Origin of the sequence: Rheinheimera sp. NSM, assembly GCF_052380015.1 — a bacterium.
GTDB lineage: Bacteria > Pseudomonadota > Gammaproteobacteria > Enterobacterales > Alteromonadaceae > Alishewanella.
In genome coordinates this window covers 30,163-53,827 of record NZ_JBQTCI010000011.1, presented here as the reverse complement: position 1 = coordinate 53,827, position 23,665 = coordinate 30,163, and the positions used below count along the sequence as shown (strand labels likewise).

19 protein-coding genes are annotated in these 23,665 nt (G+C 53.9%); all 19 read left to right on the top strand.

The window, feature by feature from the left end; all coding sequences use genetic code 11:
- The first annotated feature begins 2 nt into the window (after positions 1-2).
- The 19 genes from ACTZWV_RS19500 (at position 3) to tldD (ending at position 23,502) form a co-directional block, all read left to right on the top strand.
- Positions 3-890: an ExeA family protein gene (locus tag ACTZWV_RS19500; protein WP_444788154.1), complete on the top strand. Its 888-nt coding sequence runs from the start codon at positions 3-5 to the stop codon at positions 888-890.
- Positions 887-1,999 carry a hypothetical protein gene (locus ACTZWV_RS19495; RefSeq protein ID WP_444788153.1) on the top strand — a complete coding sequence of 371 codons (1,113 nt, stop codon included), beginning with the start codon at positions 887-889 and terminating at the stop codon, positions 1,997-1,999. Before ACTZWV_RS19500 ends, ACTZWV_RS19495 begins: the two co-directional genes overlap by 4 nt.
- A 4-nt stretch (positions 2,000-2,003) precedes the next feature.
- Complete coding sequence (locus ACTZWV_RS19490) at positions 2,004-3,734, top strand: GspE/PulE family protein (protein ID WP_444788152.1); 1,731 nt, start codon at positions 2,004-2,006, stop codon at positions 3,732-3,734.
- Positions 3,735-3,738: 4 nt separating this feature from the next.
- Complete coding sequence (locus ACTZWV_RS19485; RefSeq protein ID WP_444788151.1) at positions 3,739-4,965, top strand: type II secretion system F family protein; 1,227 nt, start codon at positions 3,739-3,741, stop codon at positions 4,963-4,965.
- Positions 4,966-5,058: 93 nt separating this feature from the next.
- Positions 5,059-5,607 carry a prepilin-type N-terminal cleavage/methylation domain-containing protein gene (locus ACTZWV_RS19480; RefSeq protein ID WP_444788150.1) on the top strand — a complete coding sequence of 183 codons (549 nt, stop codon included), beginning with the start codon at positions 5,059-5,061 and terminating at the stop codon, positions 5,605-5,607.
- Positions 5,608-5,622: 15 nt separating this feature from the next.
- Positions 5,623-6,135, top strand: a complete 513-nt coding sequence (locus ACTZWV_RS19475) for a prepilin-type N-terminal cleavage/methylation domain-containing protein (protein WP_444788149.1) — start codon at positions 5,623-5,625, stop codon at positions 6,133-6,135.
- Between the two features lie 103 nt (positions 6,136-6,238).
- Positions 6,239-6,682, top strand: coding sequence for a prepilin-type N-terminal cleavage/methylation domain-containing protein (locus tag ACTZWV_RS19470; protein WP_444788148.1), 444 nt, complete (start codon positions 6,239-6,241; stop codon positions 6,680-6,682).
- Positions 6,676-7,227 (top strand): type IV pilus modification PilV family protein, encoded by a 552-nt coding sequence (locus tag ACTZWV_RS19465; RefSeq protein WP_444788147.1) that lies wholly within the window; start codon positions 6,676-6,678, stop codon positions 7,225-7,227. The genes ACTZWV_RS19470 and ACTZWV_RS19465 overlap by 7 nt, the downstream gene beginning before the upstream one ends.
- Positions 7,227-8,021: a PilW family protein gene (locus tag ACTZWV_RS19460; protein WP_444788146.1), complete on the top strand. Its 795-nt coding sequence runs from the start codon at positions 7,227-7,229 to the stop codon at positions 8,019-8,021. Before ACTZWV_RS19465 ends, ACTZWV_RS19460 begins: the two co-directional genes overlap by 1 nt.
- Positions 8,011-8,424, top strand: a complete 414-nt coding sequence (locus tag ACTZWV_RS19455; RefSeq protein WP_444788145.1) for a type II secretory pathway component — start codon at positions 8,011-8,013, stop codon at positions 8,422-8,424. Before ACTZWV_RS19460 ends, ACTZWV_RS19455 begins: the two co-directional genes overlap by 11 nt.
- Positions 8,421-12,677 carry a DUF6701 domain-containing protein gene (locus ACTZWV_RS19450; RefSeq protein WP_444788144.1) on the top strand — a complete coding sequence of 1,419 codons (4,257 nt, stop codon included), beginning with the start codon at positions 8,421-8,423 and terminating at the stop codon, positions 12,675-12,677. Before ACTZWV_RS19455 ends, ACTZWV_RS19450 begins: the two co-directional genes overlap by 4 nt.
- 228 nt (positions 12,678-12,905) lie before the next feature.
- Positions 12,906-13,949, top strand: coding sequence for a rod shape-determining protein (locus ACTZWV_RS19445; RefSeq protein ID WP_008219881.1), 1,044 nt, complete (start codon positions 12,906-12,908; stop codon positions 13,947-13,949).
- Positions 13,950-13,978: 29 nt separating this feature from the next.
- On the top strand, positions 13,979-14,836 hold the full coding sequence (gene mreC / locus ACTZWV_RS19440) for a rod shape-determining protein MreC (RefSeq protein ID WP_444788143.1): 858 nt from the start codon (positions 13,979-13,981) through the stop codon (positions 14,834-14,836).
- The gene (gene mreD, locus ACTZWV_RS19435) at positions 14,836-15,318 is read left to right on the top strand and encodes a rod shape-determining protein MreD (protein WP_444788142.1); all 483 of its coding nucleotides are present in this window, start codon (positions 14,836-14,838) and stop codon (positions 15,316-15,318) included. Before mreC ends, mreD begins: the two co-directional genes overlap by 1 nt.
- Positions 15,261-15,890, top strand: a complete 630-nt coding sequence (locus ACTZWV_RS19430) for a Maf family protein (protein WP_444788141.1) — start codon at positions 15,261-15,263, stop codon at positions 15,888-15,890. The genes mreD and ACTZWV_RS19430 overlap by 58 nt, the downstream gene beginning before the upstream one ends.
- A complete protein-coding gene (rng, locus tag ACTZWV_RS19425) occupies positions 15,887-17,353 on the top strand; it encodes a ribonuclease G (RefSeq protein ID WP_305556650.1) in 1,467 nt (488 codons plus the stop codon). The genes ACTZWV_RS19430 and rng overlap by 4 nt, the downstream gene beginning before the upstream one ends.
- Positions 17,353-21,228: a YhdP family protein gene (locus tag ACTZWV_RS19420; RefSeq protein WP_444788140.1), complete on the top strand. Its 3,876-nt coding sequence runs from the start codon at positions 17,353-17,355 to the stop codon at positions 21,226-21,228. Before rng ends, ACTZWV_RS19420 begins: the two co-directional genes overlap by 1 nt.
- A complete protein-coding gene (locus ACTZWV_RS19415) occupies positions 21,221-22,066 on the top strand; it encodes a carbon-nitrogen hydrolase family protein (protein WP_444788139.1) in 846 nt (281 codons plus the stop codon). The genes ACTZWV_RS19420 and ACTZWV_RS19415 overlap by 8 nt, the downstream gene beginning before the upstream one ends.
- Positions 22,063-23,502, top strand: coding sequence for a metalloprotease TldD (tldD, locus tag ACTZWV_RS19410; RefSeq protein ID WP_444788138.1), 1,440 nt, complete (start codon positions 22,063-22,065; stop codon positions 23,500-23,502). The genes ACTZWV_RS19415 and tldD overlap by 4 nt, the downstream gene beginning before the upstream one ends.
- The last annotated feature ends 163 nt before the right edge of the window (positions 23,503-23,665 follow it).

Genomic DNA, 23,665 nt, shown 5'->3' with positions numbered 1-23,665 from the left:
GAATGCCGTTCGGCCTAACGCCGGATACGGCGTTCTTTGTGCCGTTGCAACAGCATCAGGATGTGTTAGCCGTATTACAAACCGCACTGGCTGCCGGCGAGGGGTTTATTAAAATTACCGGTGAAGTAGGCAGTGGCAAAACCCTGCTGTGTCGTAAATTGCTGCAACAGGCCGGCGCCGACTGGCAGCTGGCGTATTTACCGGATCCCTGTTTAACGCCGCTGGAGTTGCGCTGGGCACTGGCATTGGAATTGGGTTTAAAACACTCGGCCAATATTGATGCGCCGCAATTATTGCAGCTATTACAACGGCAATTGCTGCTGTTGGCAGCTCAGGGAAAAAAAACCATAGTGCTGATAGATGAAGCCCAGGCACTGCCGGACGATACTTTAGAGGCGCTGCGTTTATTGACCAATCTGGAAACCCAGCAGCAAAAACTGTTACAGGTGGTGTTGTTTGGTCAGCCGGAGCTGAATAAAAAGCTGGCAAGCTATCGCTTTCGCCAGTTGCGTCAGCGTATTACCTTTTCCAGCGAGCTGGCCTTAATGAGCCGCCCCCAAGTGGCCGCCTATTTACAGCAGCGGTTGGCACAGGCCGGCGCCAGTCAGGCGTTGTTCAGCGGCGCAGCGCTGCGCTCATTAAGCCGTTATAGCCGCGGTATTCCGCGCTTGGTAAATATACTGGCGCACAAAGCACTGTTGCTGGCATTTGGTGAAGGCAAAGCCGCTGCCAGCTATCAGCACGTGCGGCTGGCCGCCTTGGATACCGAAGATGTGCAGCCTAAGCCACGTAGTTGGTGGTGGTATGCTGCTGGTTTATTGCTGCCCGGAATCGCCGGCTATGCGGTAGCTGCTAACAGCAGCTGGCTGCAAAGGTTGGCGGCATTATGAGTGTATTAAATAAAATGCTGCGCGATTTAGAGCAGCGCCAACACACAGCTGTTGCCACAGAGCCTGCGGCGCAATTGGCCTACCGGCCGGATCGGCCATTATGGCTGAGTATATTGTTGTTGCTAAGCTTCTGCTTACTCTGCTTTGCGGTGTACGCCATTTTAACCCGCGATGTAGCCGCGGATAACCCTGCCGCGGCAACGCCTTTGCTACAGCCGGCAGCTGCCACAGATGTTGTGGAGATAGCGCAGCGTTTAACCGCGGATATCGTAGTAGCAGCTGCGGCTGATGGCTCAGCGGCTGGTAGCGTAGAAGCAACCAATAGCGCCAGTGCAGAAAATATTGCCAATGCAGCAAGCACAGAGAACACAGTTGAGCAGTCGTTGCCGGTAGCCGGGCCACAAGCACAAGCACAAGCACAAGCACAAGCACAAGCACAAACATCACAGCAAGCTATGGCGCTAAACGAGGTGCCGGCCCGGGTTGCTAAAGCCGCAGCACCGGCCGGCAAGATGAAAATTGAACATGCGGCCGAACCCATAGCACAGCGTAAAGCCGCGTTACGGCAACAAGCGCTGGGCGCTGCGCAAAACGGCCAATTGCAGCAGGCGTTGCAGTATTGGCAACAACTGCAGCAGCTAACGCCGCAAGATGCTGAGTTGTATTTGGCGCAGGCCGGGCTGTGGTTACAACTGGGACAGCCGGCACAAGCCCGTGCGGTGTTACAACAAGCTGTGGCACAAGGCATAGTGCATGCCGATATTCAGTTAATGCTGGCGCAGCACGCTGCCGCAGCGCAACAATGGCAAGCGGTAGATGCCCTGTTACCGCCACAATTTCCCCTGGCGCAGCAACCGGATTACTACGCTATGAAGGCTACCGCGCTGCAGCAATTGGGGCAGCACCAGGCGGCACTGCACTGGTTTTCGCAACTGGTGGTGCTGCAACCACAGCAGGGGCGTTGGTGGCTGGGGGCGGCTATTTCATTTGATGCACAGGCCGAGCGCGCTCAGGCACAGCATTATTATCGTCAGGCATGGCAACACAGTGAAGCGCTGTCTGTTGCCAGCCGGAATTACATTCAACAGCGTTTAGCTGCTACAGAGTAACCTGATGCAAAGACCTCGTTTGAAAATGCGTTTGGGTGATTTACTGGTGCATGAGGGCATTATCTCAGAGCCACAGTTACAACAAGCGTTAACCCAACAGCAGCAAAGTGGCCGTAAATTAGGCTCCACGCTGACCGAGCTGAATTTTCTGTCAGAAGCCCAGCTGTTGCAGTTTTTGGCGCAGCAGCTGAATGTGCCGTTTTTGGATATCGCGCAAAAGCCGATAGATCCTAAAGCCGTGCAATTATTGCCGGAAGTGCAGGCGCGGCGCTTCCGTGCCCTGGTGCTGGAAGACCGTGATGACACTGTACTGCTGGGTATGAGTGACCCGGCCGATTTAGCGGCAATGGATCAACTGGCAGAACTGCTGGCGCCACGGCAAATAGAGCTGGCTGTAGTGCGGGAAAGCCAGTTAATTCAGGCGTTTGATACCTTGTATCGTCGCACACGGCAAATTGAAAGCTTTGCCACTCAGCTGAAGGCCGAGCACGGTGACGACAGCGGGCTGGATGTCAGCGCGTTGGACGAGCAAATTGACGCCGACAACACCATTGTCAAGTTACTGCAATCGATCTTTGAAGATGCAGTACAGGTTAAAGCGTCAGATATCCATATTGAACCGGATGACAAGGTGCTGCGCATTCGTCAGCGGGTAGACGGTGTGTTACAGGAAAATATCCTCAACCAGGTCAGTATCGCTTCGGCGCTGGTATTGCGCTTAAAGCTGATGGCAAACCTGGATATCTCGGAAAAGCGTTTGCCGCAGGATGGCCGTTTTCAAATCAACGTAAAAAAACACCAGATAGATGTGCGTATTTCCACCATGCCGGTGCAATACGGCGAGTCTGTGGTAATGCGCTTGCTGGACCAATCTGCCGGCTTACTGCGACTGGAAGAAACCGGTATTCCGGCGCCGATGCTGGCCAAATTACGCCGTATTATTCAAAGTCCGCACGGCATGATTTTGGTTACCGGCCCCACCGGCTCGGGTAAAACTACTACCCTGTATGGTTTGCTTAGCGAGTTAAATCAGGCCGGCAGTAAAATTATTACCGTAGAAGACCCGGTAGAATACCGCTTACCACGGATAAACCAGGTGCAGGTGAATCATAAGATAGGCCTGACGTTCAGCAATGTACTGCGTACCACCTTACGCCAGGACCCCGACATTATCATGGTAGGGGAAATGCGCGACCAGGAAACGGCTGAAATGGGCCTGCGCGGTGCCTTAACCGGCCACCTGGTGCTATCGACCTTGCACACTAACGATGCAGTCACCAGTACCTTGCGCTTAATTGACATGGGCGCGGCGCCCTATCTGGTAGCATCTGCCCTGCGCGCCATAGTGGCGCAGCGCTTAGTGCGGCGGCTGTGTGACTACTGCAAACAACCGTACCAACCGGACGAGCTGGAGAGCAGCTGGCTGCGGCATCATAAAACCAGTGTAGCGGCAAAGTACTGGCATGCGCCGGGTTGTCAGTCTTGTAACCACAGCGGCTATAAAGGCCGGCTCGGTGTGTTTGAACTGTTACTGATCACCAAACCGCTGGCCGATGCCTTAAGGCGCAGCGACACTGAAGCTTTTGCTAACCTGGCGCATCACAGTGCAGATTTTACCAGCCTGGGCACTATGGCCTTGCAGTATGCCCAGCAGGGCGTTACCAGCCTGGATGAAGTGATCCGCGTATCAGAGTATCTGGATACCGACCCACTGCCAGCGGCGGAGGAAAGCTAAGCCTATGGCGCTATTTGCTTACAAAGCGCGTGATGCTGCCGGCCAGGCCGTCAGCGGCGAAGTAGAAGCCGGCAATGAAGGCGCCGCAGCCGATTTATTGCGCCGGCGTAGCTATATACCACTGAGTATTCAACGGCAGCAGCAAAAACAAAGCCGCAGCGGTGTTAAAGGCATAGTGCTGTGGCAAAGCAAGGTGTCGCTAACCGACTTAATTATGTTTTCGCGCCAGATGTACTCGTTAATGAAAGCCGGCATTCCTATTATCCGCGCTATAGAAGGTCTGGCACAAAGCACAGCGTCAAAACGTCTGCAGCTGTTATTGCCCGAATTGGTAGAGCAATTGGAAAGCGGCCGGAATTTGTCGCAAGCGCTGGCGTTGCACCCCGACGTATTCAGCCGGCTGATGGTTAGCATAGTGCACGTGGGGGAAAACACCGGCCGGCTGGATGAGGCCTTTTTACAACTGACCTATTACTTTGAGCAGGAGCTGGAAACCCGCAAGCAAATTAAACAGGCCACCCGTTACCCTATTTTTGTGTTACTCACCTTAGTGGTAGCGATGTTTATTCTTAACCTGGCGGTTATTCCGCAGTTCGCCGCTATGTTTGCCCGCTTTAATGCCGAGCTGCCCTGGTCCACCAAAGCCTTGCTGGCCAGCTCGGCGTTTTTTGTCCGCTTCTGGCCGTTAATGTTAATTCTGGCTGTGGGCGGTGCTTTGGCGCTGCGCGCTTATGTTAAGACCGATAAGGGTCGCTTAACATGGGGTAGATGGAAGCTGGCGGTACCGTTGGTAGGCGATTTAATTTACCGCGCTACTTTGGGCCGCTTTGCCCGCAGCTTTGGCATGATGTTAAAGGCCGGCGTGCCCATGACCAGTGCGCTAACCCTGGTAGCCGATGCTGTAGATAATGAGCACCTCGGCAGTAAAATCCGTGAAATGCGCCGCAGCATAGAGCGTGGCGAAAGCTTACTTAAAGTAAGTCAGCAAAGCGGCATGTTTACCCCGCTGGTACTGCAAATGCTGGCGGTGGGCGAAGAAACCGGCGCTATGGATGAAATGCTGGCAGAAGTGGCCGGTTTTTATGAGCGCGAAGTGGCGTTTGATTTAAAAAGCCTGACTGCCAAAATAGAACCCATTCTTATTGCCGTAGTGGCAGTAATGGTACTGATTTTAGCACTGGGTATTTTTACGCCAATGTGGGATATGCTCAACGCCTACAAAGGCACCTGATACGCATCAGCAGTGTAAAGCGGTTGACAAAGTAAGTGTAATTACAGATTTTAACGATATACTAATGATAACAAACGGATGGGAGATACAAAGATGAAAAGACAATCAGGTTTTACCTTAATAGAGCTGATTATCGTAGTGATTATTTTAGGCTTATTAGCCGCTACAGCTTTACCACGCTTTTTAAATGTAACAGCACAGGCTGAAGATGCGTCACTGCAAGGTATCGCCGGCGGTTTTGCTTCAGCAGTGGGTTTAGTGCGGGCGCAATGGGAAGTTGAGGGCCGTCCGGCAGGTACAGCCGGGGTTGCCACCATTAACTATGATGGCGTCAATGTTGGTGTGGACAGTGCTTTTGGTTACCCCACAGGAGGCGGTACACCTCTGGTAGCATCAGTGGTTGGTAGCGTAACTGCAGCTGAATGTATAGCCGCATTTCAGAGTGTTTTTCAAAGCCCGCCAACTGCTGACATAGCGTTTGATGCAAACGACAGTATTTTTGTGCGCTACGCCGCCCCCGTGTGTGAATTTCACCAAACGGCCGGTTTGACGGCGGCACCAGCTGCCGGTATAGGCGCGACCAATGGTTTTACCTATAACCCATCAACGGGCCAGGTAGCTATTTTCTTAAATAAACCGTAATAGAAAGGCAGTGAAATGAAACGTAACCAAGGTTTTACATTAATTGAGTTAATTATTGTTATCGTTATTCTGGGCATTCTGGCGGTAACGGCAGCACCACGCTTTTTTAACTTTGCCGGTGACGCCCGCGTTAGCGTGGTCAACGGTTTAAAAGGTGCAATACAAGGCGGCGCGCAAACGGTATATGCCAAAGCCGCTATCGAAGGTCGGTTAGGTGCATCAGATACTACAGAGGCCGGCGCGGTTGATGTGATTCATGGTTATCCGGCTGCTACAGCAAACGGTATCATAAAAGCAGTAACTTTAGACGCCTCTGCGTTGGTGGCTACAGCAGCCACAACAGATTGGGTGTATTTCGCTGATGGCGCAGATGATATCTATATCGCCCAAAGCTCAGTAATAGGCACCCCCACTGCTGTAACTGCAGTGGGTATTACCGGTAAAGGTTGTTATGTGCAATACACCAATACTGACGACGCAAATACCCCACCAGCGATAGCGGTGTTCACCTCTGGTTGTGATGACTAAGTTTGTTAGCTGATTAGTCTGCGCTGTATTATCTGCAGCGCCGGGTGTTAGCCCCGCTTGCGGTATTATGCCGTTGGCGGGGTTGCTGTTAAAGGGGCCGTTTATGCGTAACAGGCTTAACTTTTGCGGATACACGCTGATTGAGCTGATCGTTGTCATCGTAGTACTGGCGGTATTAAGCGTCAGCATAGCCCCGCGTTTTTTTACTACTGCCGGCACCTCAGAATATCTGTATCAGGATCAGTTGCTTAATTTGCTGCGTCGCGTGCAAATTCAGGCAATGCAATGCACAGATTGTATTACCCCTGTTATTAATATCTCTGCTTCCTCTGTCCTTATCGGCGCTGCCAGTTGTAATGACGCTGATACCAGCGCGGCATTGTGTGTTGCTGCGCGCGATGAAGTTACCTTAGCGCCCGCCGGTAGTATTAGTTTTGATAACCTTGGCCGGCCGGCTTGCAGCACCGGTAGTTGTACTATAACGCTACAGGGACAGACTACACTAAAGGTGTGTATTGCAAGTGAAGGCTATATACACCCATGCTAAAACGCAGCCGCGGTGTGACCTTAATAGAATTAATTGCCGGTATTGTTGTGCTGGGTATCAGCCTGGCCATTATTACCTCGGTGCTGGGCCCCATTTTGTTAAAAAGCGCCGATCCCTGGCATCAGGTGCGCGCCGCTGAGCTGGGCCAAAGCCTGATGAATGAAATCTTCGGTAAAGCCTTTGATCAACAATCCAGCCGCAGCGGCAGCTTATTGCGCTGCAACGAAACCGGCGCCAAACCCTGTACGCCGGCGGCAGATTTTGGCCCGGAATGCCGCAACGGCGCACCTTTTTGTGCGCCGGCAGAGCGTGAGCAGCGCGAACACTATAACGACGTAGACGACTTTCATAACCTCGATGTCAGCGGCGATCAAATTAACAGTATTTTCGGCAGCGCCGATGCGCGCCTGCTGGATATTTACCGTGCCTACCGCGTACAGGTACAAGTAAGTTATGCTTCGGCGCAAACTAAGCGTATTCAGTTGCAGATCACCACACCCACCGGCGATGTGATTGAGTTTGCTGCACTGCGGGGTAACTGGTAATGCGTGCGCGCGGTTTTACTCTGGTTGAGCTGGTGATTACCCTGGTGATTCTGGCAATTCTGGCGGTGGCGGTAAGCAGCTACCTTGGCCTGGGTGCCAGAATGTATGCCGATGTGGCAGGGCGTGAACAAATTCTTGGCCAAAGCCGCTTTGTCGCCGAGCGTTTGGTGCGCGAACTGCGTAACGCGGCGCCAAACAGTGTGCGGGTAAATGAGGTGGCCGGTTTAAGCAGTTGTGTCGAATTTACTCCGGTAGCTGCCAGCGGTATATACCGCCGCCTGCCGGTGGCACCACAAAGCAGTGATGAACTACAACTGGAGTTATTTGACTGGAACAACAGCTTGTTGGCGCAGCAGTTTATCGTGTATCCCACCAAGCCGGCGCATTATTATGCACCGAGCGATAGGCGGGTGTCATTGCAAGGTGCTTCGGTAACGAACGCGGCCGCAATAACCAACCCGGCAGAAGGCGCTACGGTGGAGTTGGAGCTGGCAGCCGCCAACAGCTTTGCTACGGATTCGCCGGAGCGGCGCTTTTATATTTTGCAAAATAGTGTCAGCTATTGTGCCCGTGATGGTGAGATCCGCCGCCTGGTGGGCTACGATTTTTCAGCCGGCAACCCGCCGGCCGGTGCCGGGGTGTTAATGGCACAGCAGGTTAAAAATGCGCAATTCCAGGTGCAGCAGGCGGTACTAACCCGCAATGCGGTGGTTAATATGTTTTTGCAGTTTGGTGCCGATAGCGGTTCTGATATGTTTTTTAACTATGAGGTGCACCTGCCCAATGTACCTTAACTATTATGCGCAGCGCGGCAGTGCGCTGGTTATCGCAGTTTTTGTTATTGTAGTAATGCTGGCGCTGGCACTGAGTATGGCGCGCTTGCTTAGCGGCAGTGCGCAAACCGTAGTATATGAAGTGCAGGGCAACCGCAGTTTATTTGCCGCGCAAAGTGGCCTGGAGCTGGCGCTGACAGAGTTATTTCCGTTAGACAACAACAGCGCCGGCTGCGCGGCCATCAGCGCTGCGCATACCTTTAGCGGCCCGGCTTTGCAGGGCTGCAGTGCCAGTTTAAGTTGTAAGGCCTATACCGCCACCACACCCGGTGCCGTACCGCTGTTTCAGCTTAGCAGCACGGCAAACTGCGTGGCCGCCGGTTTCCTGACCAGCCGCACGGTGCAAATAGAGGTGCGGCAATGAAACAAGCTTTGTGGTTAGTGTTGCTGTGTGCAATGCCGCTAAGTGCGGCAACCTTTAACCTCAGCAGCGGCAATTACCCGCCGTGCAGTACCAACTGGTCGGTCAACGGCAATAGCTTCCGCTGCAACGGTAACGGCCGTGTTACGTTAAATAACGGCGATATTGTTGTGGCAAATGCCGCTGCAACACTTGTTGCTAATAACGGTTTCAGCCTGAATGGCGCGACGATAGGCAGTGCGGCGACGCGGATTAACCTGCAAAGTGATTACGGCAGTATTAACAGTACTAACACTAACCTTGTCTGGGGCAATATAACGGCCTCCAGTGCGGAAATAACACTGAATAATACCGCAGTAAATGGCAGCATCAGCAGCGGCGGCAGCATTAATCTGAGCGGCGGTAGTGTTACCGGCCTGGTCACCAGCAGCAATAATACTATTACCACTAACGGTACCGATTTATCAGGCGGCGCTACTGCGCGCTCGGGAATGAATTTGACCGGCGGCACCCTGGCGGGTGATTTTGTCATGCTGTCAAACAACAGTATGACGCTGTCCGGTGTCACTATGCAAAGCGGCAGTATCAGCGGCGCCAGTACCGTATCAATAAATGACAGTAACATCGGTTCAGCCGGCGCTATGGTGAATATCAGCAGCAATAGCGGTGCCATTACTCTTAATGACAGCACAGTATACGGCGTGCTGCAGGCACCGGGGTATTCGACGGTTAATGTGCAGGGTGGCAGCCAGGTGTTTGGCCAGTGTTTACCCAATGCCTCACCGGCAGGTGCTTGTACACTTTATGAGCCGTTGCAGCAGGCCCGTGCGCATTACCCGCTTGATCTATGTACAGCGGTAAATAACGGGGTTATTGCTGATCTAACCGGTAATTATCCGGCCTCGGGCATAAATGTTGGCGCTGTTGCCGACGGTCAGGTGCTGGAGGCTGGCGATTTTTCTGCGGCCGGCAATGATTATATTAATGTACCGGCTGCAGCGCTCAACGGGCTGACTACCTTTAGCTTGTCGATGTGGTTCCGGTTGGATGCCGGTAACAGTTTTCGCGAGCTGTTTTCGGCCAGCAGCAACAGTTCCAATACCGAATTGGAGCTGTACATTAATGGTAACAATGAAATTCGTGCCGGCCTGAAGGGCGCTTACTACACCTTTAGCGGTGGCAGCAGTAGCCCGGTGGTTGCTAACAATGTTTGGAGCCAGGTCACGCTGACCCGTAATGGCAACCAACTGTGCCTGTATTTGAACAACAACCTGGTGCGTTGTGTTACTGCCAGCAGCAGTGCAGGGCTGTCTGTAGCACGTGCCGCTGTCGGGATCTGGTGGCAGGCCAATGGCAACCAGACAGATGATTTTCGCGGCGATATCGATGAAGTGCTGCTGTTTAATCAGGCGCTTAGCCAGGTGCAGATCAGCCAGATGTATCAAAATCAAAGTGCCGGGCTAAGTTATGATGGCACGGCACGCAGCAGTGCTTGTGGCCAATGTCTCACCGACAACTTCAATGGCACTTTGTCGCCGGATAACTGGGTAACCAGCCGCAGCAGTGGCAACTTTACGCCGCAGGTTGTTAATGGCCGGCTACGGATGACGGAGGCTGTCGGTAACCAGGCCACGTCTGCTACTTATCAGCGGCTGTACCCGGCAGCAGATAATCTGGTCATTGTGGAATTTGATTATCGCGCTTACGGTGGTAACGGTGCCGACGGTTTAGCCTTAGTGTTGTCAGATGCGACAGTAACGCCGCAGGCCGGTGCTTTTGGCGGCCCGCTGGGTTATGGCTTTAAACCGGGTATTCCCGGCTTTGCCGGTGGCTGGCTGGGGTTTGGTCTGGATGAATACGGCAATTTCTCTAATGAAGGCGGTAGTACCAATGTGGGGCGGCGCCAGCAAAGTGTGGTAGTGCGCGGCTCGGGTGAGGGCACCAATGGCTATCGCTACCTGCGTGGCACCTGTAATAATGGTAGTATTAACCCCAATGGCAACTGTTTGTCGCCGGCGGTGGATGGCAACCAAAACAGTCCGCATCGCTATCGTTTTACCGTAGATTCGCGTCAGGCCGGCACTACCCTGGTGTCAGTAGAGCGCGACAGTGGCAGCGGTTTTGTCAGCCTGATTGCGCCCTTTAATGCGCAAAATCAGACCGGCCAGGCGCCGGTGCCGGAAAACTTTTTCTTATCGCTTACCGGCTCTACCGGTGGCTCAACTAATATCCATGAGTTGGATAACCTCAGCATTTGTGCTTTGCGCTCCGCGCCGGTAGGTCAGCAAATTGATCACTTCGAGTTTGACTACAGCGGCCGCGCGCTTACCTGTAATCCGGAAACCTTTACCGTACGCGCGTGTAAAAATGCGGCTTGCAGCGAATTGGTAACTGAAGCGGTAACCGCTAATTTAAGCCCGGCAACCATAGCTAACGGTGGTTGGGTTGGTGGCAATGTGATTAATTTCAGCGGTGGCAGCACCACTGTCGCCTTGCGCCGTAGTGTTACCGGCAGCACTACTATAGGTGTCAGTGGCTCTGTGCCGACAACGCGGCCGCTGAGCCAAACGCTGTGCCGCGCCGGCAACGGTGCGCTTAGTGCAGCGGCCTGCAATGTTAATTTTGCTGACAGCGGCCTGGTGTTTGATGTACCGGACGGCGTTGCCAACCAGCCAACGCAGAATATTCTGCTCAGTGCTGTACGTAAAGACGACAACAGCCAGCAATGTGTGCCGCAATTTGCCAATGTCAGCAGAAATGTGGCGTTCTGGAATGACTATATCAGTCCGGACGGCGCTGGCCGGCCGGTGTCCTGGCCGGTACAGATTAATAATACCGATATTGGCCGGACAGAAGCGACGCGGCAAGCATTAACACTGAATTTTAATGCGCAGGGCCAGGCAGCTTTCAGCCTGAATTATGCCGATGCCGGCCAGTTGCAACTTAATGCCCGTTATACCGGGTCGGCGGCAACGCAAGATAATGGCCTGGTAATGAATGGTGCCGATCAGTTTAAGCGCCGCCCGGCCGGACTATGTATCCAAACCGGCGGTGAGTGCAGTGCCGCCGATGCCGGCTGCCCGGTGTTTCGCCGCGCGGGGGAAAACTTTAACCTGAGCATCAGCGCGCGCGCTTTTGCCCAAAACAGCACTGATATTTGCCAAAACCCCGTAACACCTAATTTCAGCCGCAGCGATATTGCCATTACGCATCAGTTGCTGGCGCCAGCCGACGGCAGCGCCGGCAGCCTGGCGCTGAGTCAATATCAGCACCAACGCGCTGTTAACGCTACCACTGTAGTGGCGCAAAGTGTGTCGGAAGTCGGGGTGTTTCGTTTTGCTGTTCCGGCGCTGAGTTACCTGGGGATGGCCGATCCCATTCCGGCGGCCACCAGTGCGCCAACCGGGCGCTTTATTCCGCAAAGGTTCAACCTTAACGCCGGCAGTGCTATTGCAGCATGCGGCAGCTTCACCTATTTTGGCCAGCAGGGTTTTAGCACGGCTTTTACTTTGCAGGCGCTTAATACGGCCGGCATGGTTACACAGAATTACCGCGATGCCTTTGCCAGGCTGGATCTGTCGGTATGGGGCGATGCTACTGCGGCACAGGGTATGCGCTACAGCGCGCCGGGCTTACCTGCCGGCTCCGTGCTGGGTGAAGGGGCGATAAGCCCGCTGGGTAGTTGGCAAGATGGCGTAGCACAAATGACAGTGTCACACTATGCCAGCCGGCCGCCGCTGCCGGCGGCACCGCTTGATTTGACAGTGTATGCCCAACCAACCGATGCCGACGGCGTGTCGACAGAGGTTATCAGCGCGCTGCACAACGACACCACGGCATTGCGTTATGGCCGTTTAAGTATGCAAAACCTGGCCGGGCCGGAAGATGAACCGTTACCGCTGGTGTTTGCCACAGAATATTGGGATGGCAGCGACTTTCTGCTCAATGCGGCTGATAGTTGCACGCTAATCAGCAACAGTTCAGCTTTGCTGACTACAATCAGCGGCTCGCCGGCTCTGAGCCTGGTTGGCAACAGCGGTATTGTGCAGTTGGGCCGCTTCCCGGCGCAGACATTATGGCTTAATCCGCCCTCAGCAGTGGGGACCTGGCAAGTGCAGTATGAAACAGCGCCCTGGCTGCAGTACTACTGGCGGGGGGCCACGCCGGACTATCAACAAAACCCTTCAGCAGAGGTAATGTTTGGTCGCTTTAGAGGTAATCCACGGCAAATTTCCTGGCGTGAACTATTTCAGTAACTGCTAATCTTACTGCCGTGCCGGGTTACTTAGGTGCAATTCGGTACAGCAGATAGATAAATGCGGTGGGGGCTTGGTTTAATTGCACAAAAATGTAAGATAAAGCTATTCACTTATCGGGGAGTTACTTAGAATAACTCTCGCTATGTTTACCAACGCTGCTATGCTAAGGCGACGCAGTGCTGAGTGCTCGTGCGACACTCAGGTTTATAAGGATCCGGTTCTTTCATGTTTAATAAATTACGTGGCCTCTTTTCAAACGACTTATCTATCGATTTGGGTACAGCAAATACTCTGATTTACGTAAAAGATCAGGGCATAGTGCTGAATGAACCCTCCGTAGTGGCTATCCGTCAGGAACGCGCCGGTGGGCCCAAAAGCGTTGCCGCTGTGGGCCATGCCGCTAAACGTATGTTAGGCCGCACGCCCGGCAATATTAAAGCCATCCGGCCGATGAAAGACGGCGTAATCGCCGACTTTTATGTAACTGAGAAAATGCTGCAGCATTTTATCCGCCAGGCCCACAGCAACAGTTTTTTACGCCCCAGCCCACGCGTGCTGGTATGCGTACCTTGCGGTTCTACGCAGGTAGAGCGCCGGGCTATTCGAGAGTCGGCCCAGGGCGCCGGTGCTCGTGAAGTGTATTTAATTGATGAACCTATGGCCGCCGCTATCGGCGCCGGCTTACCGGTATCAGAAGCCACCGGCTCTATGGTGGTGGATATCGGTGGTGGTACTACTGAAGTTGCCATTATCTCGCTGAACGGCGTGGTGTATTCCTCGTCAGTGCGCATTGGTGGTGACAAATTTGATGACGCTATCGTCAACTATATCCGCCGTAACTACGGCATTTTAATTGGCGAAGCTACCGCAGAGCGGATTAAAACTGAAATTGGTTCAGCTTACCCCAGCGACGACGTACTGGAAATTGAAGTGCGCGGCCGCAACCTGGCTGAAGGCGTACCACGCAGCTTTACCATGACCAGTAATGAAATTTTAGAAGCGCTGCAAGAGCCACTGGCCGGTATTGTCAGTGCAGTAATGGTGGCGCTGGAGCAATCACCGCCCGAGCTGGCGTCAGATATTTCTGAACGCGGTATGGTATTAACCGGTGGTGGCGCACTGTTGCGTGACCTTGACCGGTTACTGATGGAAGAAACCGGTATTCCGGTGGTGGTGGCTGATGACCCGTTAACCTGTGTCGCCCGTGGCGGCGGTAAAGCACTGGAGATGATTGATATGCACGGTGGTGATGTGTTCAGTTATGACTAACTGAACCTGTCTGCTGTGTCTGCACCTGTATGAACCAGATTTATAGTCGGGGCCCGTCATTGCCACTGCGGTTGTTTTTAGCCGTGGTGTGCAGTGCTGGCCTGATGTTTCTCGACCGCTACACGGACAGTTCCACCCAACTGCGCAGTTACCTTACTACCGCCGTTAGCCCGTTATTCTATGTCGCCAGCTTGCCGGAAACGCTGTTTTCCGGCGCGTCTGCCCAATTTATGTCGCAGCAAGCCGTACTGGAAGAAAATGCCCGGTTAAAAGAAACTCTGTTGCAGCAAAGCGGCCAGTTACAGTTATTGCGCTTTTTTCAGCAGGAAAATGAAAAGCTGCGCGCCTTGCTCGGCTCGTCCTCGGTGATTGAAGGCGAGCGCCTGGTCGCCGAAGTGCTGGCAGTATACAGTCACCCGTTCAGCCACCAGGTAGTATTAAACAAAGGCAGCAGCGATGGCGTCACAGAGCATCAGCCGGTAATTGATGATCAGGGCATAGTGGGGCAGATTGTCAGTGTCGGCCCTACCAGCAGCCGCGCTTTGCTTATTTCTGATAACACCCACGCGCTGGCCGTCCGGGCGGAACGCACAGGAGTGCGGGCTATTGTCGAAGGCCTCGGGCAATGGGATGTGCTTAGGGTCATGCATTTGCCGCACAGCACTGATATCCGTGAAGGTGACCGTTTATTAACCTCGGGCCTGGACGGCCGCTTCCCGGAAGGCTATCCGGTGGCCAGGGTGGTCAGGATCAGCCAGGATGCCAGTCAGCCGTTTATGCTGGTTTATGCCGAGCCTTATGCACAGCTGGATCGCATCCGGCATGTGTTGTTGCTAACCGACAGCAGCCAAGTTACTGCCACGGAACTACCGCAGGAGCAGCCCTGATGCGCAAACCCCAAGGTTCAGCTTTTATTTATCTGACCCTATTTGTCGCGCTGCTGCTTACCGTGATGCCGATGCCGCAACTGGTGAAGTTAGCGCGGCCGGATTGGGCCTTACTGGTATTAATGTATTGGACCATGGCACTGCCGCAACGGATTAGCGTGGGTACGGCCTTTTTTACCGGCTTTATTGTCGATGTGTTGGTAGGCACCGTATTGGGCGTCAATGCGCTGGCCTTTGCCGTGGTTATTTTTGTTGTGGCACTGCATCATCTTAAAATCCGCAATTTTTCCATTGTGCAGCAATCGCTGTTACTGGGCTTATTGCTGGCGCTGTATCATTTACTGTTATTTTGGCTCAGCCACTTCTTAACCGGAGTGTATTTTTTGCCGCAATATTTGTGGCCGGTGCTGACCGGTATGTTGGTGTGGCCCTGGTTATTCTGGCTACTGCGGCGCTACAGGCGGCAATTAAAAATCCAATGAGTTATCCCGATATCGTTTTAGCCTCTTCCTCCCCGCGCCGGCGTGAACTGCTGGCACAACTTGGTGTGAGTTTCAGCCTCGTCAGCGCCGATATAGACGAAACCCCGCTGGCGGGTGAAGCCGCAACCGACTATGTACAGCGGCTGGCGCTGCAAAAAGCCCGGGCAGGCCTGGCGCGGAGCAACAGTGATTTACCGGTGCTGGGTGCCGATACTGTGGTGGTAGCCGATGGCGAAATCCTTGGTAAACCGGCCGATTTTGCCCAGTTTGAACGCACCATGCAGTTATTGTCCGGCCGCTGCCATCAGGTTATGACGGCCATCGCGCTGGTAAACTCGGCCCGCCAGCTGCAGCAACTTGTTTGTACTGAAGTGTGTTTTCGTCGCCTGAGCGCAGCAGAAATCAGTGCCTACTGGCACAGCGGTGAGCCACAGGACAAAGCCGGCGGCTATGGTATTCAGGGCCTGGCGGCAAAGTTTGTTCAGCGCATTAACGGTAGCTACACCGCGGTAGTGGGTTTGCCGCTGTGCGAGACCGAACAATTATTATTACAGTGGCAGGAGCAGCTATGAGCGCAGAACTACTGCTGAACGTCACCCCCAGTGAAACCCGGGTGGCGCTGATCGAAAACGGCGTATTGCAGGAGCTGCATATAGAGCGCCAGGCTAAGTTAGGCCTGGTAGGCAATATTTATGTTGGCAAAGTCAGCCGCGTGTTACCCGGTATGCAAGCCGCTTTTGTTGATATAGGCCTGGATAAAGCCGCGTTTTTGCACGCCTCTGACATAGTGCAACCCGACAGCGTAGCCGAGCTGGAAGGCAAGCCGGCAGTCAGTAAAGATATTCGCGTGCTGGTGCATGAAGGCCAGTTCTTACTGGTACAGGTAGTAAAAGACCCTTTAGGCACTAAGGGCGCGCGTCTGACCACCGACATTACTCTGCCGTCGCGCTATCTGGTGTTTATGCCGGGCTCGCCGCATGTTGGTGTATCACAGCGGCTGGAAAGCGACAGCGAGCGGCAACGGCTGAAAGATATTGTCAGCCATTATCTGGATGACAGCGGTGGCTTTATTGTGCGCACCGCGGCCGAGGGTGCGAAGGAAGAAGAGCTGGCACAGGATGCCAAATTCCTGAAAAAGCTCTGGGCCAAGATTATTAAGCGCAAGCAAAAAACCCGCAAAGAAGGCGTGGTATACGAAGATCTCACCCTGACCTACCGAATTTTGCGCGATTTTGTCGGCACTGAGTTAGAAAGGGTACGGGTCGATTCCAAGTTAACCTTTCAGCAGCTTACTGCCTTTTGCGAAGAGTTTATTCCGCATTTATCGCCGTTGCTGGAGTACTACCCCGGCGAGCGGCCGATCTTTGACATGTTTGACGTGGAAAACGAAATTCAGCGCGCGCTGGAGCGCAAAGTACCGCTGAAAAGCGGCGGCTATCTGATTATCGACCAAACCGAAGCCATGACCACCATAGACGTTAACACCGGCGCCTTTGTTGGCCATCGCAACCTGGAAGAAACTATCTTTAATACCAATGCTGAAGCCACCCAGGCCATAGCGCGGCAGCTGCGGCTGCGTAACCTGGGCGGTATTATTATTATCGATTTTATCGATATGCAAAGCAGCGAACACAAAAAACGGGTGTTTCACAGCTTAGAGCTGGCGTTGGCACGCGACAGAGCAAAAACCAATATTCATGGCTTCTCGGCGCTGGGTTTGGTTGAGATGACGCGCAAAAGAACCCGCGAAAGTTTGGAACATATTCTCTGTTCTGAGTGTCCTGTATGTGAGGGGCGCGGCAGTTTAAAAACGGTAGAAACGGTTTGTTTTGAAGTGTTGCGCGAAATAGTACGCGTAAACCGGGCCTATGCCGCTGATAAATTTGTGGTTTATGTGTCGCCGGCAGTAAAAGATGCCCTGACTAACGATGAATTTCATAATCTGGCAGAGTTGCAGGTGTTTATCGGTAAGCAAATCAGTATTCATACCGAACCTCTGTATACCCAGGAGCAATTTGATGTGGTGATGATGTAGTGCAAGGCACAAAGCGGGTTTGTTTTTATTGTTTACATAAACTCTGGTTGGCATTAGCACTGGGGCTGGTGCTGCTTGCTGTGCTGATTTCCGTGTTGCGCTACAGCCTGCCGTATGCCGACGGCTACAAACATCATCTTGAACAGTTAATCTACAACCGCTATGGCGCCAATGTCAGCATTGGCGAGCTCAGTGCCGGCTGGCAAAAATATGGCCCGGCCTTGTTGCTCAAAGACGTGCAATTGCATGACAGCACTGAGCAGTTGCAGCTGAGTATTGCCCAAACCAGTGTCAGAGTAGATTTTTGGCGCAGCTTGCTAAGCCGGCAGCTGACGGCTCAACATTTTGAACTCAGCGGCCTGAAGTATTATCTCGATGCCGACACTGTACTGTCTGCGCAACAGGACGAGCCGCTGGACAGCGCGCCGGTGCTGGATGCGTTGGAAACGCTGTTTTTCCGCCAGTTAGAGTACTTTTCGGTAGTCGACAGCCAGCTGATCCTGCAAAACGATAACCACCCGGATCTGATGATCAATATTAAGCAATTAGACTGGGTAAACAGCGGTAACCGCCACCAGGGCTACGGTGATTTATCCCTCGCCGGCGTAACGGCCAACACCGTGTCCTTTGTGCTGGATTTGCACGGTGACAGCCTGGCGCAAGCCTTTGGCCAACTGTATTTGCAAAGCGAAAAACTCGATGTACTACCCTGGTTTGCTAAGTTATTACCGCCCAGTCGCAAGCTGGACCAGGCCAGCATTAATTTTGCGGCCTGGGGCCGGATAGATAATGGCCTGTTACAACGTATCCAGGTAGAGTTGGCCGATAACAGCCTGAGCTGGCAATATCAGGGCGAACAGCATCGCCTGCAATTGGGTCAGGGGCAGTTGCTATGGCAACCGGCTGAGAATGGCTGGTCGATCTCTTCCGGCGATTTAACCCTGAGCGCGGCAGAGCAAACCTGGCCGGGCTTGCAGTTTCAGTTGCACCGCCGCGATGCGCAGTGGCAAGCCGGTCTGAATCAGTTTTCGCTGGCGGCCTTGTCGCCACTGGCACAGTTGCTGGCCGAAGATATAGCGCCGTTACAACAGCTGATGCAGTATCAACCGGATGCCGCGCTGACACAGCTGCAATGGCACAGTAGCGCCGGGCAGTGGCAATTCAGCGGCGCTGTTAATAACCTGAATACCGTGGCGGTGGCCGATGTGCCGGGGCTGCAGCAGGTAAACGGTGATTTTGTCGTCAGTGCAGGGCTGGCGCGGCTACGGCTGCACAGTGAGGCATCGCAGTTAAGCTGGGACAGGCTGTTTAATCAAGCCACAGACTATGACGAGCTGGCAGCAACATTATATTGGCAGGCGGGCACGGATGGCCGGCACTGGCGGTTAAGCGCGCCGCAGTTACAGCTGAAAGCCGGAACCATGCAACTGGATGCCAGCCTGCAACTGGATGACAGTTTACACATTCTGGCAAAACTACAGCAGGCTGACGCCGGTCAGGCCGGGCGGTTTTTCCCGGCGCCTTATATGTTGGACAAAGTACGGTCTTATTTAGACCAGGCCATTGTCAGTGGCACCGTTAGCGAAGCGACGATGCTGTGGCATGGTAAGCCGGCAGAATTTCCTTACCGTGAACACCAGGGGGTGTTTCAGGTGCGGGCGCAGTTAGACGACAGCCAGTTTGAGTTTGCGCCGGAATGGCCGCAGCTCACCGGTTTAAGCGCCGAATTGCTGTTTGATAATGCCAATATGCAAATTCACACTCAGGCCGGTGAGCTGGCCGGTATCGCTCTGCAGCAGACGGTCAGTGCTGAGATTCCCGACTTATTTGCTGCCGACACCCTGGATATCCGCATCAAACAGACAGTAGAAGCATCGGTTTTAACGGCGCTGATGCTGCAATCACCGCTGGCGGATAATCTGGGCAAAACCCTGCAGCACCTTGGCGCCAGCGGGCCGGTACAGGGCGATGTATTGCTGGCTATTGGCCTGAAGCAGCCGACTGTGCAGGCCAGCGGTACTGTGACCTTTAACGACACTGAGCTGGCGCTGGCGGCGCCGGCGATGCAGCTGAGCCGGTTACAGGGCCAACTGAGATTTGATAATGAACAAATTCGTGCTGACAACCTCAGCCTGAGCTGGCGCGGTCTGCCGCTTAATGCGGCGCTGCAGGGGGAGAACAGTGCGCAGGGGTATCAGTTAGCACTGCAGTTAAACGGCACGCATCAGGCGCAGCAGCTGACACAGGCACTGCATCAACCGCTGACAGAGTTAGTTAACGGCGACACCGATTGGCAGTTAACCCTGGCGCTGAGCTTACCGCAAAGCGGTTTTACCTACAGCGCTGAGCTGCAAACTGATTTACAGCAAACGGCTTTGCTATTACCGGCACCTTATGGCAAAGCGGCGGCTGACAAGCGCAAACTCAGCGTTAGCGCCCAAGGCAATGAACTGCGCTCACTATTAGCGCTGCACTATAACGGCGAGTTACATTTTCACGCCGAGTTGACGCACGAACAACAACGCTTAAACCGTGCCCATCTGATTTTAGGTCACAAAGACAGTGGCCTGAATGGTGCCGGTTTTAACGTCAGTATTGATTTGGCGCAAGCCGAATTTTTGCCCTGGTTTGAACTGTTACAGCAGCAATTAAGTGGCAATACTGACGCAGAGCAGCCGTTTTTCCCGGCGCTAAGCCTGGTGCGCGGTAAAGTGGCGCGGCTGGATATGGCACCGGGTATAGTGCTGCACAATACCGTATTTGAATTAACACCCTTGCCGGACAGCTGGCAGTTGCAGCTAAACGGTACTGAGATTGCCAGCCGCTGGTCGTTCAATAAAGACTGGCAGGGCAAAGGCATCAGCGCGGCGCTGGATTACCTGCATTTGCCGCTGAGTAACGCTGTGGTTGATACGGATGCGTTGCCGCCGGCGGTAGCAGAGTTGGTGCAGCAGCCGCAGCGTTGGCTGCTGCAATTGCCGCCAATACAGCTGACTTGCGGCGATTGTTCGCTGGGTAGCTATCGCTTTGGTAAGGTTAATGCCAGAGCACATAGCGATGGTCAGCAATGGCTGTTAAGCGAGTTCAGTGCCGACTATAAACGCAGCCGCTTAACCGCCAACGGCGTTTGGCAGAATGACAACAGCAGTGCCGGTCACAGCAATTTCAGCGGCCGGCTGCAAACGCCTAACCTGGGCGCCATGCTGGATGAGTTTCAGCTAACGTCAGCGATTTCCGGCAGCAGTGCCGAAATTGATTTCGCGCTAAACTGGCCCGGCGCCCCGCAGCAGTTTGCGCCGGACGAGCTTGCCGGCCAGGTTAAGTTCAATTTAGGTGAGGGTGCACTAACAGAAGTCAGCGACCAGGGCTCGCGTTTATTCTCTATTTTCAGTCTCGACTCATTGCTGCGCAAATTGCGGCTGGATTTTCGCGATGTGTTCGCCAAAGGTTTTTTCTATAACAGTATGAGTGGTAACCTGGCTATTGCGCAGGGCGTGGCACAAACCAGCGATGCGGCCATAGATGGCGTGCCGGGCAATTTACAAATACAGGGCTATGCTGACCTGGTTAGTAAAGAGCTGGATTACCAAATGGCGTTCTCGCCTAAGGTAACCTCCAGTTTACCGGTAATTATTGCCTGGATGGTTAACCCCGCCACCGGGCTGGCCGCGCTGGCGCTGGATGAAGTATTTCAAAGCGCGGAAGTGATTTCGAAAATTAATTTTACCGTTACCGGCAGCTTTGATAAGCCGGTAGTGACCGAAGTAAACCGCCACAGTACCGAAGTGCCGGTACCGGTGCGGGTAGCACAGCCGGAGGCCATTATTAAGCTGCCGGCGCCGGACCAACCGCACGGAAAACAACCCCATGGCTAACTGGCGGCTGTCTGCCATTCAACTGAACAGCGTGCCGCAGCCGGAGCAAAACCTGGCGCAGGTGGGGCTGTATCTGCAGCAACTGAGTGCGGCTTATGGCAACGGCTTACCGCATTTGGTGGCGTTACCCGAGTGTTTTGCCATATTTGGCGGCCGCGACGGCCTGCAACTGCAGTATCAGGCCGCGTTGGGCCAGGGCAGCATTCAGCAGGGCTGTGCCGCGTTAGCAAAGCAGTTTGGCGTGTATTTACTGGCCGGCTCTTTGCCCACCACCAGCCCGGATCCACAGCGTTTCAGCGCCAGCAGCATAGTGTTCGCGCCCGACGGCAGCATAGTGGCCGATTATCAGAAAATGCATTTGTTTGACGTGCAAATCAGCGACAGCACCGGCAGTTATCGCGAGTCGGCCAGCACTTACCCGGGACAAAAAATCAGTGTAGCCCACATCGACCAGTTAAAGCTTGGCCTGTCAATATGCTATGATGTGCGCTTTCCGGGCCTGATGCAGGCATTAGCGGCACAGGGTATGAATCTGCTGAGCGTACCTTCGGCCTTTACCAAGGTTACCGGTGAGGCACACTGGCATACGCTGCTAAGAGCGCGGGCGATAGAAAACCAGTGCTTTGTGCTGGCGCCGAACCAAACCGGGGTACACGCCAATGGCCGCGAAACTTATGGCCACAGCCTGATCATTGACCCCTGGGGCCGCGTATTGGCAGATGCCGGTACGGCGACCGGCTGGATCTCAGCCGAAATAGATTTATCCGACTGCGCGCAGCTGAAACAGAGCATGCCGCTGGCGCACCATAACCGATTTAACAGTGAGCCCAAACCATGACTGCACCAGAGCAGAACCTGATCACCGCCTCCGGGCTGACAGCCGATGATTTACAGCAAACGCTGGGGTATTTATTTGATCATCAGCTGAATTTTGCCGATCTGTATTTTCAGTCCAGCGTGCATGAATCCTGGGTATTGGAAGACGGCCTGGTGAAAGACGGCTCCTTTAATATTGAACGCGGCGTCGGCGTACGTGCTGTTAGCGGGGAAAAAACCGGTTTCGCCTATGCCGATACCATCAGTGCTGCAGCGTTAAAACAAGCCGCCACGGCAGCGCGCGGCATTGCGGCGCAGGGCAGCAGTGGCAAAGTTAAAGCTTTCAGCAAAAGCGGTAACAGCGATATTTACCTGCCGTGCGAGCCGCTGCAAAGCTTAACCAACACCGACAAAGTGGCACTGTTACATCAGATTGAAGCTTATATCCGCACGCTGGACAACCGTGCCGAACAGGTAATGGTAAGTTTAACCGGGGTGTATGAAGAGATTTTAGTCGCCGCTACCGACGGCACCTTTGCCAGCGATATCCGGCCGTTAGTGCGGCTGAACTGCTCGGTATTGCTGCAGCAGGGCGACCGGCGCGAGCGCGGCAGTGCCGGCGGCGGCGGGCGCACCGACTATTTATACTTCTCGGAGCCGGTGAACGGCGAGCCACGCTGGCAGCAATATGCGCGCGAAGCAGTGCGCCAGGCGCAGGTCAATTTAACCGCTATTGATGCACCGGCCGGCACTATGCCGGTGGTGCTGGGCAGCGGCTGGCCGGGTGTGCTGCTGCATGAAGCGGTAGGCCATGGCCTGGAAGGCGATTTTAACCGCAAGGGTTCATCTACTTTTGCCGGCCGTATCGGCGAGCAGGTAGCGTCTAAGCTGTGTACTATTGTTGATGACGGCACCTTAGCGCACCGGCGCGGCTCACTGAATATTGACGATGAAGGCGTGCGGGGCCAATACAATGTGTTAATCGAAAACGGCATTTTAAAAGGCTATATTCAGGATAAGCACAATGCCATGTTAATGAATACAGACCCTACCGGTAACGGCCGGCGCGAGTCTTTCGCCCATTTGCCGATGCCGCGTATGACCAACACCTATATGCTGGCCGGCCAGCACGAGCCGGAAGAAATTATCGCCAGCGTGAAAAAGGGCATTTATGCGCCCAACTTTGGTGGTGGCCAGGTAGATATTACCTCGGGTAAATTTGTCTTTTCCGCCTCTGAAGCTTACTTAATTGAGAACGGTAAAATTACCACACCAATTAAAGGTGCTACCTTAATTGGCAGCGGCCCGGAAGCAATGCAACAGGTGTCGATGGTCGGTAACGATTTAGCCCTCGACGCCGGCGTGGGTGTGTGTGGTAAGCAGGGCCAGAGCGTGCCGGTAGGTGTCGGCCAGCCGACACTGAAGCTGGACGCGATGACCGTAGGCGGCACGCAGTAACAGAATGAATTAAACTACTGATCGTGAGCAAACCGGCTGCCCACACCAACACGCCGTAAATACGTCCCTGTAGGCTCGATTCCGCCCATCCGGGGCTTCAACGGTTGGTTTAGGGCAGACCGGATAGCTCACTCAGTGCTTAACTAACAACATCAACAGGGAT

Bases quoted from the DNA above. Each gene is read 5' to 3' on its own strand.
- ACTZWV_RS19460 (WP_444788146.1), top strand. From the start codon at position 7,227: ATGCGTGCGCGCGGTTTTACTCTGGTTGAGCTGGTGATTACCCTGGTG.
- ACTZWV_RS19415 (WP_444788139.1), top strand. From the start codon at position 21,221: ATGGCTAACTGGCGGCTGTCTGCCATTCAACTGAACAGCGTGCCGCAG.
- ACTZWV_RS19475 (WP_444788149.1), top strand. From the start codon at position 5,623: ATGAAACGTAACCAAGGTTTTACATTAATTGAGTTAATTATTGTTATC.
- ACTZWV_RS19465 (WP_444788147.1), top strand. From the start codon at position 6,676: ATGCTAAAACGCAGCCGCGGTGTGACCTTAATAGAATTAATTGCCGGT.
- rng (WP_305556650.1), top strand. From the start codon at position 15,887: ATGAGCGCAGAACTACTGCTGAACGTCACCCCCAGTGAAACCCGGGTG.
- ACTZWV_RS19485 (WP_444788151.1), top strand. From the start codon at position 3,739: ATGGCGCTATTTGCTTACAAAGCGCGTGATGCTGCCGGCCAGGCCGTC.
- ACTZWV_RS19480 (WP_444788150.1), top strand. From the start codon at position 5,059: ATGAAAAGACAATCAGGTTTTACCTTAATAGAGCTGATTATCGTAGTG.
- mreD (WP_444788142.1), top strand. From the start codon at position 14,836: ATGCGCAAACCCCAAGGTTCAGCTTTTATTTATCTGACCCTATTTGTC.
- ACTZWV_RS19455 (WP_444788145.1), top strand. From the start codon at position 8,011: ATGTACCTTAACTATTATGCGCAGCGCGGCAGTGCGCTGGTTATCGCA.
- ACTZWV_RS19490 (WP_444788152.1), top strand. From the start codon at position 2,004: ATGCAAAGACCTCGTTTGAAAATGCGTTTGGGTGATTTACTGGTGCAT.
- ACTZWV_RS19495 (WP_444788153.1), top strand. From the start codon at position 887: ATGAGTGTATTAAATAAAATGCTGCGCGATTTAGAGCAGCGCCAACAC.
- ACTZWV_RS19450 (WP_444788144.1), top strand. From the start codon at position 8,421: ATGAAACAAGCTTTGTGGTTAGTGTTGCTGTGTGCAATGCCGCTAAGT.
- ACTZWV_RS19470 (WP_444788148.1), top strand. From the start codon at position 6,239: ATGCGTAACAGGCTTAACTTTTGCGGATACACGCTGATTGAGCTGATC.
- ACTZWV_RS19500 (WP_444788154.1), top strand. From the start codon at position 3: ATGCCGTTCGGCCTAACGCCGGATACGGCGTTCTTTGTGCCGTTGCAA.
- mreC (WP_444788143.1), top strand. From the start codon at position 13,979: ATGAACCAGATTTATAGTCGGGGCCCGTCATTGCCACTGCGGTTGTTT.
- ACTZWV_RS19445 (WP_008219881.1), top strand. From the start codon at position 12,906: ATGTTTAATAAATTACGTGGCCTCTTTTCAAACGACTTATCTATCGAT.
- tldD (WP_444788138.1), top strand. From the start codon at position 22,063: ATGACTGCACCAGAGCAGAACCTGATCACCGCCTCCGGGCTGACAGCC.